Raw genomic sequence first — 15,977 nt, forward strand, 5'->3', positions numbered from 1 at the left:
AAGTGCTGTCGGCCGATGGCGCCGCCATCGATCTGGGCCACGGGGACGACGACGAACTCGAGCGCAGGGCCACGAATCTCGGAATCACACTGTCCCGGGACGAAGCCCCGTCGATCGACGAGATCACCGGGTGAGTGTTTCGGCGCAGCCGCGTGCCGGCGCCTCGGTGCGCGGCTGCGCTGAGTCTCGAGCGGGTCTGTCGCGCATCCGAGCCTCCCATCCACGGGTGCGCGACAGCAGGGACAGCCCGGCAACCGGGTGCGGAACCGCCGCACGCCGGGCGCACACCGGCGACGAGGTGTGTGCGATCAGCCCGTGTGGAGCGCCGCGCGGATCGTGGCCACATGCGCTGCGACGCTTCCCATGTTGTCGATCAGGGTTCGAGACTCGGTGAACGGCTCCCAGCGGCGGGCCCGCACCTGGGCCCAGGTCGGATTGCCCTGGCCCGGCCGATCGGGTTCGCGGGACTCCACCCGGCGGCGATGTTCGACTGCGTCCGAGCAGATCACCTCCACCCAATGCAGCGAGACCTTCGCTGCGAGGGCCAGCTCGGTCCACATCGTTCTGGCCTCCCGAAGGTTGTTGCACGCGTCGACGACCACCGGCCGCCCGCCCAGTAGCTGGTCCTCGGCCACCCAGGCCGCCGCCACGTAACCGACGGGATTGTTCTCGAACGGCGCCAAGGTCGATACGATCGCCGCCTCGAAGGTGTCTATACGCAGGAACGTCGCCCCGAGCTCGTCCGCGAGAGCACGGGCCAGGGTGGTCTTTCCGCATCCCGGGAGACCGGCGAACACCACCAGAGGAGTAGACCCGGCTGCCATACGACCGATCCTAGGTGGCGCACGCGCAGCAGATGCGTGCTAGAGGGCGTTCCGCATGGCCGCGGCGGTGGCGGCCGGGTCGTAGTCGGCGGCGACGCCGTCGACCAGGATGATGTCGCCGTCGATATGCCGTGACCGCAGCGGCGCGATCTCCTGATAGGCCGCGGAATCCCACCAGGCCCGGGCCTGCGCTATCCCGGGGAAGCCGATCATCACGACGGATCCGGGCCAGCGGCCTTCCTTCACCTCGTGCTGGGTGGCATGGACGAGGAACCGGCCGCCGAACGGTTCGAAGGTCGCGGGAATGCGCTCTATGTATTCGGCGATTTCGGGATGCGGATCGGCTGCTCGCAGATGGGCGATGGCGTAGGCGGGCATGATGTCGTCCTCTCGATCGGTGCGGTGTACCGAGCATGACGACGTGGCGACCGTCGCGCGATTACCTCAGAGGTAAACAGATCGGCTACCTGCGGGGTTATCGGCGCAGCGCGGCGGCGAGCGCGGCGATCTGCTCGGCGGGCGGGTCGTATCCGGGGAAGTAGCAGCACACCCGGTCGGCGAAATCACCGAAGCGCCGCAGGATCTCGGCGGCGCAGTCCTGCGGGGTACCGCGGACGGCGAGGGTGCCGACCATATCGTCGGAGATACGGTCGAACATGGTCATGATGTTGCCGGTTTTGGAGAGGGCGTTGAGTTCCGGTTGCAGCTGTTCCCAGCCTTCGACCTCGAGCACCGGCCGGTACGCCGGGGTCGAACTGTAGAAGGCCAGCAGGCCGCGTACCCCGGTCGAGGCCGCCGCGAGTTCGTCGGCCGACCTGCCCATCGCCACGATCACCTGCGGATAGATCGGGAATTCGGTGCGGCCCGCCTGCTTCATACCCTCCGCCACGGCGGGCAGCGTCCGCTCCCGGAAATGGCGATGACTGTGGAAGGGCATCACCAGCAGTCCGTCCGCGACCTCCGCGGCGGTCCGGGTCATCAACGGGCCGAGCGCACCGAGCAGTACCGGTGGAGGGCCGTACGGGTTGGGCCCGGGGACGAAGGTGCTCGGCATGAGCGTATGCCGGGTGTGCTCGCCGCGGAAATCCAACGGTGTGCCGTCCTGCCAGGCGTGCAGGATCGTGCGCACCGCCAGCACGATCTCGCGCATCCGTGCCGCCGGGGCGGACCAGGTGGCGCCGTAGCGCTTCTCGATATGGGGACGGATCTGCGAACCGAGTCCGAGCCGGAAACGGCCCTTCGACATGAGCTGCAGGTCCCATGCGGCATGCGCGAGGTGCATCGGACTGCGTGGCATGGCGATCGCGACATTGGTCATCAGATCGGCATCCACCCGGCCGGCCACGGCGGCCAAAGGGAGCATGACGTCGTGCGGGCCTTCGAAAGTGAACAGCCCCGCCGCACCGGCGTCGACGAGGGTCCGGGCGCGTTCGGCGCTGCGGTCCGGGCGGGCGTCCAACTGGAGATCGAGCAGCATCAGTTCATCCAAGTACACCCGGGCGATCTCGAACAGGGGCCGGCCCGGTACAGCGGACGAACGAGAGCGGCCGAGGTGGACAGGTCCTGCGCCTGTCCACCTCGATTCGCCGTCATCCTCCTGGCCGGTCGGCACCTCCGGCCGCGAATCCGCCTGCTCCACGCGCAGCCGGCCCCTCCAGCGCCCGGCGTATCACCGCCGAGCCATGCTCGACGAATTCCGATATCGGCGCGGCGAGATCGTCCGGCAGAACATCGGTGTGCCATACGAACAGTGTCCCGCCACCCGTGTCCGGTAGCGCCTGCATGGAGGCGTGATGATGGGACGGGTGCAGGCTGCCGCCGACGACGGTGTAGGCGACTCGTCTGCGCACCGGATCGAGATCGACGAGCCGTTCGGCGACTATGGTGCCGTCGGCGAAGGTGACGGTCCGGGTATCTGCGTCCAATCGGGTGCCGGTGACGAAACCGGGGGCGAGGCGCTCGCGCACCGCGCCGAAATCACTGAGTACGTCCCACACCTGGTCGGGCGTGGCGTCGACGACGAATTCTTTGTGAATGGATGCCATTGGTCCTCCTGATCAGGCCGCGGCGAGGCAGAACAGATGTCCCTCGGGATCGGCGAGCGCTGGCGAAGCGCAGTCGATGACGATTGCGGCGAGTTCCGCGTGGACGGCCATATCGGTGTCTCCCTGCTGCGGTTGCGTAAGCACTCAGCATTCATTCCGGACCGCCCCCGGGTCTTGAAGATCTTTGCGCGGCGTTACTTGTCGGAGCCCCGGCGTACGGTCCGCGGGTGCTGTCCGCTGTGCCCCTCGCCGCCCGGCCCGAGTTCGCCGTGACCGCGGTGACCTGCCGCTCCGACCACGCCCGCTGGTCGGAGCCGGAGGCACGCGACGACCATCGCCTGGTGCTCGTGCGTCGCGGCCGGTTCCGGCGGCAATCCGGCGGGGGCCCCACCGATCTGGATCCGACGGTGGGCTACCTGGGCGCGCCGGGTGAGGAGGAGCGGTTCGCCCATCCCGCCGGAGGTGACATCTGCACCGCGGTAACCCTCGCGCCCGAGCTCTGGGAAAGACCGGTGCCCGCGGGAACGGTGTACGTCGACGCCCGTATCGAGCTCGCACATCGGCGGCTGCTGGGCGCCGCCGGGGCCGGCGATATCGATTACGCGCTGGCCGAGGAACTGTTACGGCTCGTCGCGCTCGCCGCCGGACAGCCGAGTCCCAGGCCGCGGCCGGCCGACCGGGCGCTGGTCGCCGCGGCGCGCGCGGCAATTCTCGACGGCGCACCGGAGTCGGACCGGTTGCCGGCGCTGGCCGCCCTGCTACGTGTCTCGCCGTACCGGCTGAGCCGGACATTCTCCCGGCACATGGGAACGTCGCTGACCCGTTACCGCAACCGCGTACGCGTCGGCCGGGCCCTGGACCGGCTCACCGATGGCGACACCGGACTCGCCGATATCGCCGCGCACCTCGGTTTCGCCGACCAGGCCCATCTGACCCGCACTGTCCGCGAGCATCTCGGCTACACCCCGGTGGTACTGCGCCGGCTCCTCACGGCGCCGGCCACCGGGCGCGACACCTGCCACCGAGTCGATCCTCCGGCGCCGTTCACGCTATGAAACGATATTCGTATCCTCGTTACGTGACGGGCTACGACGAGGTCGACGAAAAGATCATGGACGCCGCGCTCGACCGGATCCTGCAACTCGGGATCCGCCGCTCCAGCCTGGAAGATATCGCGCGCCGCGCCGGGATCAACCGGATCACCATTCACCGCAGATTCGCGGGCAAGGACAACCTCGTCGAAGCGGTGATCGAACGCGAAACCCGCCGGATGCTGGCCGAGGTCACCGCGATCGCCGACGCCGCCGACGGCGTGGACGCCCAGATCGAGGAAACCACGCTGCACGTCCTGCTGCAGACCCGTATCCACCGCTTGGTCACCCACCTGTTGCGGGTCGCGCCGGACGAAGCACTCAGTTTCTACACAGTGCAGGGTGAGCACCTGGTCGGTCTCGGTATCGACTACATATCCGGCATGCTCACCCACGCCCAGAACGCCGGCCTGATCGACCGTTACGACCCGCGCCCGGTCGCCGAACTGGTCGCCCGCCTCGCCCATTCGCTGATGCTGACCCCGGGCAACAGCGGCGGCACCGATTTCACCGATCCCGACCAGGCCCGTGCGTTCGTCCGCACGACCATCGTGCCGCTGATGAAACACGGCATCCCCACTGCGTCTCGGGACGACGCCGACGCTCCCCACGGACATTCCCGCCCGCCATCCCGGCCGGACCCGTAGAGCTCCCGGTCCCTTCGCCGCACCGCCGGGCGTCCCGCAGTGCCGGCAGCTCTCGGGCGCATCACGGGCCCCAGCGCGTCGCCCGCCGCGGTGCCCGCGGCCCCGCTGCTCTCGTACAGGTAGGTTCGATCGGGTGAATGCGCACGTGGGAGGGATCGAACTGGTCGATATCCCGCCGGGGCAGGTGAAGTTGTCGGATCGGCGGACACAACGTAGTTGGACGGTGGAAGTCGGTCCGTACCGGCTGGGGGTCTATCCGGTCACACAAGCGCAGTACGCGCAGGTCGCCGGCCACCGGCCGGGCCGGAGCCCGGGAGATCGGCTGCCCGCCGACAGCATCTCCTGGAACGAGGCAGTTCTGTTCTGCAATGCCCTGTCCGAACGTGACGGCCTGACACCGGGATACCGCCTGGGTGCCGACGGCGAGGTCACCGGGGTCCCGTCGGCCGACGGATATCGGCTGCCGACCGAGGCGGAGTGGGAACACGCGTGCCGCGCGGGAACCACCGGTCCGCGTTACGGCCGACTCGACGATATCGCCCGGTACCGCGGGAATTCCGAGGACCGACTGCCCGAGGTGGGGACCCGGCGGCCCAACGCCTGGGGCCTCTACGACATGCTCGGCACGATCTGGGAATGGTGCTGGGACCTCTACGATCCGGACGTCTACGGCAGCTACCGGGTGCTTCGCGGCGGCGGATGGTTCGACCAACACTGGAGCTGCCGCGCCTCGGTCCGCCGGCGCAGCCACCCCACGGTCCGGCTCGACGATATCGGGTTCCGTGTCGCGCTGCCGGGCTGCTCGGCCCGTCCCGCCGCAACGAACTGTGTTTCCGCAGCCGCACCGGCTCGGGATCTGCGAGCCTGACCGGCTCCCGGTGCGTTCGGGGGCCTTTCGCCGAGTCCGTTCTCGAGTGCATACAGCCGAAATCCTGTCGTCGGGGCGGTGACCGCTCCGGCACACTGTCGGCGTGGCCGTGACGGATAAGGCGGCGCCGGTGCCGGGCCGGGCCCGGGCGACCGCGCTGAGTTCGCTCTCGTGGGTGTTGTTCGCGAGTTCGGGTCCGCTGGCCGCGGCGGTGATGGCGGCGGGCTGGTCACCGGCGGCGGTGACCTCGGTGCGGCTCGCGTCGGCCGCGGCACTGCTGGTGCCCGTGGTCGCGGTGCTGCGGCCGGAGGCGTTGCGATTCGATCGCGCCGACCTCTGGTTGCTGCTCGGCTACGGGCTGCTCGGTGTCGGCGGAGTGCAGTTGCTGTTCTTCGTGGCGGTGGCCCGGATTCCGGTGGGCGTGGCGATGTCATTGGTCACTGTGGCTCCGGCGCTGGTCGCGCTCTGGGTCCGGGTAGTGCGCGGCACCCCGCTTCCCCGGCTGGTGTGGGCGGGGATCGCGCTGGCCTCGGCGGGATCGGTGCTGGTCGCCCGGGTCTGGCAGGACACCGGGCTGGACCTGCTCGGTGTGGCCGCCGGGTTGTGCGCAGCGCTCTGCTCGGCCGGGTACTTCCTGCTCGGTGAGCACGGTGCGCGACGGCACGACCCGGCCGGGCTGACCGCGGCCGGGCTCGTGATCGGCGCGGTACCGGTGGCGGTGATCACCCCGCCGTGGACGCTGCCGTCGGATTCGATCGACGCCTTCGCGGTACTGGGCGGTCTGCGGGTCCCGGTGTGGCTGGTGCTTCTCGCGCTGGCCGTGGTCGGTACCGTGCTGCCCTACCTGGCGGGGCTGCGAGCGCTGCGCGACCTTCCCGTGGCCCTGGCCGGTGTGCTGGCCCTGCTGGAACCAGTGGTCGCCGCGGTGCTGGCGTGGCTGCTGCTGGGCCAAACCCTCGGGCCCGCGCAGCTGGCCGGGGCGGCGATCGTGCTCACCGGCGCGATACTGGTGCAACTGGCCGGGCCCGGTACGGTCCCGGGAGTTCCGGGCCGGCGCAGCGTGCGCCGGCCGTGAGACAGGTTCTCACGAACACACAGCTTCTTCCGGCCCCACAACTGGGCAGGTGACCGGCCGGTCCCACAAACCCGGCAGCCGCCGGGTTTGTGGGACCGGACAGGTTCTCGGCAACGCTGCCCGGCGATCCCTCAGGGTTCGAGGTCCACCACGCCCCTGCCGCTGGAGATATCGAGCGGCACCGACACCTGGTCGTGTGCGATCAACCAGGTGCCGCCGACCTTCCGCAGGCCGAACGTGACCCGCACCCACATACCGCTCATCGCCACCCCGGTCTTCGAGGTGCCGCCGAGACGGGCGAAGGCGTGCCCGAACGCGACATCGTCGCCGATGGTGAAGGCCGGGTCGCGAATCTCGTAGGTCACGTTGTCGAGGAGCTGGAACACCTTCGCCCAATTGGCCAACTTCGCCGCGGTGCCCACGTGCTGCAGTGGCGGCTCGACATCGAAGGACACGACGTCAGGGGTGTACAGCGGTCGCAGCGCCTCGAGATCTCCGGCCCGGAGTCCGTCGATCACCTTGTCGAGCTGCCGGCGGATCGCGGCGTCGTCGGCCTCGATGCAGTCAGCGTGTGACCGAGAGTCGTGCGGTGTCGTCATGATCGGTTCCTTCCGAGTCGATGGTCGAGGTATCGATGGCGGGTCGGCGTAGCGGCGCCAGGGCGGTGCTCCAGGCGAGAACCTGATTCAGCAACGTGCCCAGGGCGGCGGCGTGGTGGTCGCGCGGTGTGAAAGTGGTGTAGTTCTCGAAATCGGTGTGCAGCGAGATCACGACCTGATGGCTCACATCGGCCAAGCCCAGCGTGCTGCAGACCGTCCGGAGTTGCACCACCGCGCGGGCTCCGCCGCCCGCTCCGTAGGAGACGAATCCGATCGCCTTGTCGGCCCACTCCGCGCACAGGTGGTCGATGGCGTTCTTCAGCACTCCGGGAGGGCCGCCGTTGTACTCCGGAGTCACCACCACGAAACCGTCGAACGGCGCGATCCGTTCGGCCCAGGCGCGGGTATGCGCGTGGACCGACGGGCCGAACATCGGCGCCACAGGCTCATCCAGATGCGGTAGTGGGTGGTCGCGCAGATCGATCAGTTCGAACTCGGCGTCGCCGCGCTGTGCTGCCGTGTCCAGAACCCACCGGGCGACCTGCGGGCCGTTGCGGTTGGGCCGGGTACTGCCGAGGATGATGCCGATTCTGATCATGGCCAGAACTCCTGCTGTGTCGGAAGTGTCATGACCTTCCGACGAGACAGCGCCGCGCAATGTCAGGCCGCCTCACAGATCGGGTCGCTGATTCGTCGGGTTCGATAGGAGATGCGCAGATCGAAGGAGCCGACCATGACCGACCCGCACCTGCCCGCGGTGATCAGTGAACGCCGTCAGCTGATCAATATCGCCTACCGGCTGCTCGGCTCGCTGGCCGAGGCCGAGGATGTGGTGCAGGAGACCTACGTGCGCTGGTACGCACTGTCGGAGCGGCAGCGGCAGGAGGTGGCGGTGCCCGGCGCGTGGTTGACCACGGTCGCGGGCCGGATCTGCCTGGACCTGCTCGGCTCGGCGCGCAGCAGGCGGGAACGCTATGTCGGCGACTGGATTCCGGAACCGATACCCGCCGGGTCCGAATGGCTCGATGGTCCCGCGCCCGCCGACCCCGCCGACCGGGTGACTCTCGACGAGTCGATCAGTATGGCCTTTCTCGTCGTGCTGGATTCCATGACACCGGCCGAACGGGTGGCGTTCGTGCTGCACGATGTCTTCCGTTACTCCTTCGCCGAGGTCGCCGATATCGTCGGGCGCACTCCCGCCGCGTGCCGTCAGCTCGCCTCCAGCGCCCGTCGCCGTATCGATACCTCGCGAGGGCCGTCGAGTGCCGAACGCGCCGAAGTGGTCCGGGATTTCAAACGCGCCTGGCAGGCGGGGGATATCGAGGCCCTGATCGGGCTCCTCGATCCGCGGGCGCGGGCGAGCGCCGACGGCGGCGGCCTGGCATTGGCCTTCCTCGAGCCGATCCACGGCGGCGAGCAGATCGCCCGCACCTGGATGGAGATCGCCGCCCGCAGCCCCGCGTTCACCCTGCTGGAGCGCACGGTGAACGGCCAACCCGGACTGGTGGCGCAGCTCGACGGCACCGTCGTCTCGGTGTACGCCTTCGATATCGCCGACGGCCTGATCACCCGTATCTGGGCGATCCGGAACCCGGAGAAACTGCGGCCCTGGACGGCCGCGGAAAGCTGAGCGGCACAGCGCCGGAAGCTGTGGCCGGGTGCCGTAGACGCCCGGCGGCAAAGGGGCCACCCCAACGGGCGCCCTGGGGCGGCGTATCACAGCGCCCCGCCGGCGTAGATTCGAACTTGTCGGCGCACGGACCGCTGAGTGGCCGCAGAAGTGTTCGGTGTCGGCGCACGCGTCCCGCGTCGTGCCCGGGTGACGGCCATAGGCGACACGAGCCTCGGTGCGGTGCTCCGTGATCGCCGATCAGGGTGCGCGGGTGGTGCGCGGATGTCTGACTTCGAGGTACTCCGACCTCACCTGCGAGCTCGGGTCCACTGCGAGGCGAGCCTCCAGCTGCGCAGCCGGGATGAGCCAATCCGGCTCGACCTTGGTGATGGGGTGGACGACTCCTCGCACCGGGCCGATCAGTTCGGTCTGACTGTGCAGGATTCCCGCGAATGTCGAGACGAACCTCGGATCCGTTACGCCGGATCCCTGGTTGACCAGCACCACCGGACGTTGAGACCCGATCGCGTCCCCCATGAGCTCCTGGTACTCCGCGTTGTGGGCGACCAGGTGGCCGACCTCCGGTGCCCCCAGACGCACCGGTTCCACACCCGTGTCGCTGTCGCGCAACATGGCCCCCGCCTCGTGGCCATCGAACTTTCCGACAATGTAGAACGGGTTCAGGCCCCCCTGCTCCTCCGCTGATACGCTCGAGAGCGGTCGTTGGGCATCGGCGCGGGGCAATACCTGGACGAACTTCGTGTGGTCACCGAGCGTCCAGGCGCCGGCCGACCATTGATGCGCGGATCGGCTGTCGTCGGGGGTCGCCGGTATCCGCAGTCCGGAGACCTCGCCGTGATAAGCGTGCAGTGGCTGTACGACGACCTTGTCCGGATCGATGGCGATGCGCTTCCCGTACAGGTCCGTGCCGTACATCCCCGTGGGTTCGATGATGGTCCCCTCGAGTACCCGGCCGGCATCGCCGTCGGTATCGGTGATACCGGAGGCACGGCGCAGTCCGTCCGCACCGGCCGATGCGGTGCGGGCGTACCCACCGGCCGCCGCGCTGAGAGCTTCGGCGGTCCGCTCTACGATGAGACGCCCGGCCCTCTGCCACAGTTCGATCTCGCCTGCCATACCCGAATACTCTCCACCGCACCGAATCCGGTTTCAGTATCCATCACCGCTGCCGGCGGCCGCGCTGTTCGTAGGTGGAAATACCGCGCCTCGGGGTCGGCCCCACACGCGGTATCCGCCATCCGGGATTCGGAGACTGCCACCGGAAAGCCGCATCACCCCGGGAAACGACAGACGCCGGGCGCGTGCCCTTCCGCGGAAGGACGCGCGCCCGGCGTCGAGTAGGCGCCGAGACTCACTCGGTGGGCGCGAACGCCTCCTCGATGATCTCGGCCTGCTCCACCGCGTGCACCTTGCTCGAACCCGAGGACGGGGCCGACATGGCACGCCGCGAGATACGGCGCAGGCGGCCCAGCCGCTCCGGCAGCAGCTCCGGCAGGTTCAGGCCGAAGAACGGCCACGCGCCCTGGTTCGCCGGCTCCTCCTGGACCCAGGCGATCTCGGTAGCGTTCGTGTACCGCTCCAGGGCCTCGTTCAACCGGAACTTGGGCAGCGGGTAGAGCTGCTCGACGCGGACGATGGCGACATCGTCACGCTTGCGCTTGGCCTTCGCGGCGGCCAGCTCGTAGTACAGCTTGCCGCTGGTCAGCAGGATGCGCTTGACGGCGGCGCGGTCGCCGATGCCCTGTTCGTAGGTGGGCTCGTCGAACACCGAGCGGAACTTGGATTCGGTGAAATCCTTGAGATCGCTGACCACGGCCTTGTTGCGCAGCATCGACTTCGGGGTGAAGACGATCAGCGGACGGCGGATACCGTCCAGCACATGCCGGCGCAGCAGGTGGAAGTAGTTCGCCGGGGTGGACGGCACCGCCACTGTCATCGAACCCTCCGCGCACAGCTGCAGGAAGCGCTCGATCCGGCCGGAGGTGTGGTCCGGGCCCTGACCCTCGTGCCCGTGCGGCAGCAGCAGTACGACCTCCGAGAGCTGGCCCCATTTGGCCTCACCGGAGGAGATGAACTCGTCGATGATCGACTGGGCGCCGTTGACGAAATCACCGAACTGGGCCTCCCACAGCACCAGCGCGTCCGGGTTACCCAGTGAATAGCCGTACTCGAAGCCGACGGCGGCGAATTCGCTCAGCGCCGAATCGTGCACCGCGAACCAGCCCGGGTTGGCGCTGTTGATGTTGTGCAGCGGGGTGTACTCGGCCGCGGTCTTACGGTCGATGATCACCGAATGCCGCTGGGTGAAGGTGCCGCGCCGGGAGTCCTGACCGGTCAGGCGGACCGCCCGGCCCTCGTCGATCAGGGTGCCGAAGGCGAGCAACTCGGCGAACGCCCAGTCGACCTTGCCCTCGTAGGCCATTTCGCGGCGCTTCTCCAGCACCGGCTGCACACGCGGGTGCACGCTGAAACCGTCGGGCACGTTCAGGAACGCGTCGCCGATCCGCTGCAGCACCGATTTGTCGACCGCGGTGAGCACGGTGGACGGGACCTGCTGGTCGTCCTCCACCGATTCGCTCGGCCCCGGGGGATATTTCTCCAGCTCCCGGACCTCGTTGAAGACCCGTTCCAACTGACCCTGGTAGTCACGCAGCGCGTCTTCGGCTTCCTTCAGCGAGATATCACCGCGGCCGATCAGGCTCTCGGTGTAGCTCTTGCGGACGCTGCGCTTGGTGTCGATGACGTCGTACATGTACGGCTGGGTCATCGATGGGTCGTCGCCCTCGTTGTGGCCGCGACGGCGGTAGCAGATCAGGTCGATAACCACGTCCTTGCGGAACTTCTGCCGGAAATCGACCGCCAGGCGGGCCACCCAGTCGCAGGCCTCCGGGTCGTCGCCGTTGACGTGGAAGATCGGGGCGCCGATGAACTTGGCGATATCGGTGGAGTACTCGGTGGAGCGGCTGTTCTCCGGCGCCGTGGTGAAACCGATCTGGTTGTTCACCACGATGTGGATGGTGCCGCCCACGCGGTAGCCGCGCAGACCCGACAGGTTCAGCGTCTCGGCCACCACGCCCTGACCCGCGAACGCGGCGTCACCGTGCAGCATCAGCGGCACGACCGAGAAACCCTCGGGTCCGTCGCCCTTGTCCAGCAGATCCTGCTTGGCGCGGACCAGACCCTCCAGTACCGGATCGACCGCTTCCAGGTGGGAGGGGTTGGCGGTCAGCGAGACCTCGATCTCGTTGTCACCGAACATCTGCAGGTAGTTGCCGCGCGCACCGAGGTGGTACTTCACATCGCCCGAACCGTGGGTGGCGGCCGGGTTCATATTGCCCTCGAACTCGGTGAAGATCTTCGAGTACGGCTTGCCCACGATATTGGCCAGCACATTGAGGCGGCCGCGGTGGGGCATACCGATGACGACCTCGTCGAGCGAATGCTCGGCGCACTGGTCGATCACCGCGTCCATCATCGGGATGACGGTTTCGGCGCCCTCCAGCGAGAAGCGCTTCTGACCGACGTACTTGGTCTGCAGGAAGGTCTCGAACGCCTCGGCCGCGTTGAGCCGGTTCAGGATGTACTTCTGCTGGGCGACGGTCGGCTTGACGTGCTTCTGCTCGACCCGGTTCTGGATCCACTCCAGCTGGTCGGTCTCCAGGATGTGGGTGTACTCCACACCGATGTGGCGGCAGTAGGAGTCACGCAGCACCGAGAGCACATCGCGCAGCTTCATCCGCTCTTCGCCGTGGAAGCCGCCCACATTGAAGTAGCGGTCGAGGTCCCACAGGGTGAGCCCGTGCTGGGTGACGTCCAGGTCGGGATGGCTACGGAACTTGTCCTTGACCAGGCGCAGCGGATCGGTGTCGGCCATCAGGTGACCGCGGTTGCGGTAGGCCGCGATCAACTCCAGCACGCGGGTGCTCTTGTCGACACCGCGTTCCTTGACGTCCTTACGCCAGCGAACGGGTTCGTAGGGCACCGCCAGCCCGTGGAAGATCTCGTCGTAGAACTCGTCGGCGATCAGCAGGTTGTGGATGGTGCGCAGGAAATCACCGGATTCGGCGCCCTGGATGATGCGGTGGTCGTAGGTGGAGGTCAGCGTCATGAGCTTGCCGATGCCGATCTCGGCGATCCGCTCGTCGCTCATCCCCTGGAACTCCGCCGGGTACTCCATGGCGCCCGCGCCGATGATCGCACCCTGACCCTGCATCAGCCGGGGTACGGAGTGCACGGTGCCGATGGTGCCCGGGTTGGTCAGCGAGATGGTGACCCCGCTGAAGTCCTCGGCGGTCAGCTTGCCGTCGCGCGCGCGGCGGACGATGTCCTCGTAGGCGGTGTGGAACTGACCGAAGGTCATCTCCTCACAGCCCTTGATCGCGGCGACGACCAGGGACCGGCTGCCATCCTTACCCGGCAGATCGATGGCCAGACCGAGGTTGGTGTGCGCGGGGGTGACCGCGTTCGGCTTACCGTCGACCTCGGCGAAGTGCCGGTTCATGTTCGGGAACGCCTTCACCGCCTGCACGATCGCGTAGCCGAGCAGATGGGTGAACGAGATCTTGCCGCCCCGGGTGCGGGCGAGATGGTTGTTGATGACCAGCCGGTTGTCGATCATCAGCTTGGCGGGCACGGCCCGCACGCTGGTGGCGGTCGGGATGGACAGCGACGCCGACATGTTCTTGGCGACCGCGGCGGCGGCACCGCGCAGCACCTTCTTCTCGTCCGCGGCCGGCGCGGACTTGGGCGCACCGGAGGTGGCGGCGGCGTTGGACGCCGGGGCCGGGGTCGTCTGCGGGGCCCGCTGCTGGGCGGCCGCGGTGGTCCGCGCGGCGGTGGTGGCGGCCGGGGCGGGCTTCGACGCGGCGGCCGGAGCTGAGGTGGTGGCCGGAGCGGTCGGGGCGGTGGCCCGGGTCCGGACCGAAGAATTTTCGGCGGGCACGGCGGCGGGAGCGGGCTTCACCGCCGAGTTCTGAGCCGCCGGTGCCGGAGCGGTCTGGGTGTTACCGGAATCACCGGAGGTCTCGGGGGTGTAGTCGGCGAGGAACTCGTGCCAGCTGGCGTCGACCGAGGATGGATCCTGTTTGAACTTCTGATACATCTCGTCGACCAGCCACTGGTTCTGACCGAACTGGGATTTTGAGCTGCTCACAGCAGGTGTTCGCCTCATTTCGTTCTTCGCGCTGCGACGTTTGTGACGTGCCCGGCACCGGGCCTCGGTGGATGGTTACCGAACGCCCTGAAGACGAGGATAGGCCCCCGCGCATATCCACTCGGTCACCGACCACCGGACTATCCCGACCTCATTGTTGACGACTCGTCCTCGACCGAGAATATTCCTTCGCCGGTTCCGGCCGCTGTCCACAGGCGGGCATAGTGCCCACCGGCCGCCACGAGCTCTGCGTGCGTGCCCACTTCCACGATCCGGCCGTGCTCCACCACGGCGATCCGATCGGCCCGCGCGGCCGTGGCGAGACGGTGCGCGACCACCACGGTCGTGCGGTTACGGGCCAGCGACCCGGTGGCGGCGAGTACCTTCTCCTCGGTATCGGGGTCGAGGGTGGCGGTCGCCTCGTCGAGCAGCAACAGATCGGGATCCACCAGCTGGGCGCGGGCCAGCGCGATGAGCTGACGCTGACCCGCCGAGAGCCCGCGGCCGCGTTCGCCCACCGGCCGCCCGAATCCGCCGGGCAGGCCGGCGATCATCTCCAGCGCACCGACCGCGCGCGCGGCCGCTTCGATCTCCGCGTCGGTGGCGAGAGGTTTCCCGAATGCGATGTTGCTCGCGATATCGCCGGTGAACAGGTGAGCTTCCTGCGGGACCATCCCGAGCCGGGCGCGGTAGCGGTCCAGCCGGTAGCCGCGGATATCGACGCCGTCCACCCGGATGACCCCGGTATCGGTGCCGGAGAGGTCGTAGAGGCGGGCGAGCAGTTTGACGATGGTGGATTTCCCGGCGCCGGTCGCCCCCACCAGAGCCAGCGATTCACCGGGCGCGACCGTGAGATCCACGTCGTCGAGAGCGAAGCGCTCGGTGCCCGGGTAACGGAAACGCACCGCATCGAGAGCCAGATCGCCCCGCAGGCCCTCGGCGATCGGATCGGCGCCCGGCGGATCGGCGCCGATGGAGGACGGGGTGCGCAGCAGATCGCCGATACGCCGCAGGCCCACGCGCGCCTGCTGGTAGCCGTCCAAGACCTGCGACAGCTGCTGGACCGGGCCGAACAGCAGCTCCAGATACAGCACGAAGGCGACCAGGGTGCCGGTGCTGGTGGTGCCGGCGGCCACCGCGTGCGCGCCGGTGAACACCACCAGGGCCAGCGCCAGATCGGTCCACGCCGCCACGAACGCGAAGTACAACGCGATGGCGCGCTGGGCCCGCATCCGGCTGCGCCGGTACTTCGTGGAGTATTCGGCGAACCGGTGCGCCGCGAGTCGCTCATGGCGGTTGGCCTGTACCGCCCGCAATCCCGCGATGTTCTCCTGGAAGTCTGCGTTGACCGTGGAGACCCGCTCCCGGGAGACGGTGTAGGCCACCGAGGCGACCCTGCGGAACACCACCGTGGCGATGATGAGCGGTGGAAGCACCCCGAGCAGGACCACCAGGGCCAGCCGCAGATCGATCACCACCAGCGCGACCGCGATACCGGCCAGCGACAGCACGCTCACCAGCGCGGTGGACACGCCGGTCTGCAGGAAGGTGGACAGGGCATCCACATCGGTGGTCATCCGGGTCATGATCCGGCCGGACAGTTCGCGTTCGTAGTAGTCCAGACCGAGCCGCTGCAGATGGGCGTAGCTGCGGACGCGCAGTCCGTACAGCACCCGTTCGCCGGTGCGCGAGGTGTAGAGGGTCGTCGCGGCGGCCACCACCCAGCCCGCCAGCACCAACCCGGTACCGAGCACGGCCGACCAGGTGAGGGCGGAGGGCTGGAAGCCGGTGACTCCGGCATCGATCGCATGGCGGACCAGTGGCGGGAAACCGATTCCGATCAGGGCGTCGAGTGCCAGCAGAACCACCGAGGCCAGCACGAGTGTCCGGACCGGCCACAGCAGCCGGGCCAGCCGGAACCCCGGATCCGGTTCCCGCAGCCGCGACTCGTCCAGCCCCGGCCGCTCGGTGGCGGCGGGCAGCGCGTCGATGGCACGACGCAGTTCGGGGGTCGCCCCGAGGTCGGCCGCGGGGGCGAAGCGG

The 15,977-nt window shown here is 68.5% G+C and carries 15 protein-coding genes; 5 read left to right on the top strand and 10 right to left on the bottom strand.

Features of this window, described 5'->3' with window-relative positions:
- Positions 1 to 308: 308 nt before the first annotated feature.
- The 5 genes from NS4_RS30055 to NS4_RS33735 all read right to left on the bottom strand — a co-directional run bounded on the left by NS4_RS30055 (position 309) and on the right by NS4_RS33735 (position 3,013).
- On the bottom strand, positions 309 to 824 hold the full coding sequence (locus tag NS4_RS30055) for a P-loop nucleotide/nucleoside kinase family protein (protein ID WP_084487849.1): 516 nt from the start codon (positions 822 to 824) through the stop codon (positions 309 to 311).
- 39 nt (positions 825 to 863) lie between these two features.
- A complete protein-coding gene (locus NS4_RS30060; RefSeq protein ID WP_063062861.1) occupies positions 864 to 1,202 on the bottom strand; it encodes a DUF1330 domain-containing protein in 339 nt (112 codons plus the stop codon).
- 97 nt (positions 1,203 to 1,299) lie between these two features.
- On the bottom strand, positions 1,300 to 2,301 hold the full coding sequence (locus tag NS4_RS30065) for a TIGR03617 family F420-dependent LLM class oxidoreductase (RefSeq protein WP_063062871.1): 1,002 nt from the start codon (positions 2,299 to 2,301) through the stop codon (positions 1,300 to 1,302).
- A gap of 112 nt (positions 2,302 to 2,413) precedes the next feature.
- A complete protein-coding gene (locus NS4_RS30070; protein ID WP_063062862.1) occupies positions 2,414 to 2,869 on the bottom strand; it encodes an SRPBCC family protein in 456 nt (151 codons plus the stop codon).
- A gap of 12 nt (positions 2,870 to 2,881) precedes the next feature.
- Complete coding sequence (locus NS4_RS33735; protein WP_281220070.1) at positions 2,882 to 3,013, bottom strand: hypothetical protein; 132 nt, start codon at positions 3,011 to 3,013, stop codon at positions 2,882 to 2,884.
- A gap of 83 nt (positions 3,014 to 3,096) precedes the next feature.
- Here NS4_RS33735 and NS4_RS30075 point away from each other — a divergent pair, with 83 nt between their 5' ends.
- From NS4_RS30075 to NS4_RS30090, 4 genes are all read left to right on the top strand, one after another.
- Positions 3,097 to 3,924 (top strand): helix-turn-helix transcriptional regulator, encoded by an 828-nt coding sequence (locus NS4_RS30075; RefSeq protein ID WP_063062863.1) that lies wholly within the window; start codon positions 3,097 to 3,099, stop codon positions 3,922 to 3,924.
- 23 nt (positions 3,925 to 3,947) lie between these two features.
- A complete protein-coding gene (locus NS4_RS30080; RefSeq protein WP_245665848.1) occupies positions 3,948 to 4,607 on the top strand; it encodes a TetR/AcrR family transcriptional regulator in 660 nt (219 codons plus the stop codon).
- Between the two features lie 160 nt (positions 4,608 to 4,767).
- Entirely contained in the window at positions 4,768 to 5,475 is a 708-nt protein-coding gene (locus tag NS4_RS30085; RefSeq protein ID WP_218020437.1) for a formylglycine-generating enzyme family protein, read from the top strand.
- A gap of 103 nt (positions 5,476 to 5,578) precedes the next feature.
- Positions 5,579 to 6,550 carry an EamA family transporter gene (locus NS4_RS30090; protein WP_063062866.1) on the top strand — a complete coding sequence of 324 codons (972 nt, stop codon included), beginning with the start codon at positions 5,579 to 5,581 and terminating at the stop codon, positions 6,548 to 6,550.
- A gap of 131 nt (positions 6,551 to 6,681) precedes the next feature.
- On the opposite strand, the gene NS4_RS30095 is transcribed toward NS4_RS30090, so the two are convergent.
- The gene (locus NS4_RS30095) at positions 6,682 to 7,149 is read right to left on the bottom strand and encodes a YybH family protein (RefSeq protein ID WP_063062867.1); all 468 of its coding nucleotides are present in this window, start codon (positions 7,147 to 7,149) and stop codon (positions 6,682 to 6,684) included.
- Positions 7,115 to 7,747 (bottom strand): NADPH-dependent FMN reductase, encoded by a 633-nt coding sequence (locus NS4_RS30100; RefSeq protein WP_063062868.1) that lies wholly within the window; start codon positions 7,745 to 7,747, stop codon positions 7,115 to 7,117. Before NS4_RS30100 ends, NS4_RS30095 begins: the two co-directional genes overlap by 35 nt.
- Before the next feature lie 135 nt (positions 7,748 to 7,882).
- Here NS4_RS30100 and sigJ point away from each other — a divergent pair, with 135 nt between their 5' ends.
- The gene (gene sigJ / locus NS4_RS30105) at positions 7,883 to 8,779 is read left to right on the top strand and encodes an RNA polymerase sigma factor SigJ (protein WP_063062869.1); all 897 of its coding nucleotides are present in this window, start codon (positions 7,883 to 7,885) and stop codon (positions 8,777 to 8,779) included.
- Positions 8,780 to 9,019: 240 nt separating this feature from the next.
- Here the strand turns inward: sigJ and NS4_RS30110 are convergent, their stop codons facing one another.
- The 3 genes from NS4_RS30110 to NS4_RS30120 all read right to left on the bottom strand — a co-directional run.
- The gene (locus tag NS4_RS30110; protein ID WP_063062870.1) at positions 9,020 to 9,898 is read right to left on the bottom strand and encodes a hypothetical protein; all 879 of its coding nucleotides are present in this window, start codon (positions 9,896 to 9,898) and stop codon (positions 9,020 to 9,022) included.
- Positions 9,899 to 10,133: 235 nt separating this feature from the next.
- Positions 10,134 to 13,952, bottom strand: coding sequence for a multifunctional oxoglutarate decarboxylase/oxoglutarate dehydrogenase thiamine pyrophosphate-binding subunit/dihydrolipoyllysine-residue succinyltransferase subunit (locus tag NS4_RS30115; protein ID WP_174552164.1), 3,819 nt, complete (start codon positions 13,950 to 13,952; stop codon positions 10,134 to 10,136).
- Between the two features lie 122 nt (positions 13,953 to 14,074).
- On the bottom strand, positions 14,075 to 15,977 hold a 1,903-nt coding region (locus NS4_RS30120), incomplete at its 5' end, for an ABC transporter ATP-binding protein (protein WP_157106328.1).

The organism is Nocardia sienata NBRC 100364, assembly GCF_001613205.1.
Lineage (GTDB): Bacteria > Actinomycetota > Actinomycetes > Mycobacteriales > Mycobacteriaceae > Nocardia > Nocardia sienata.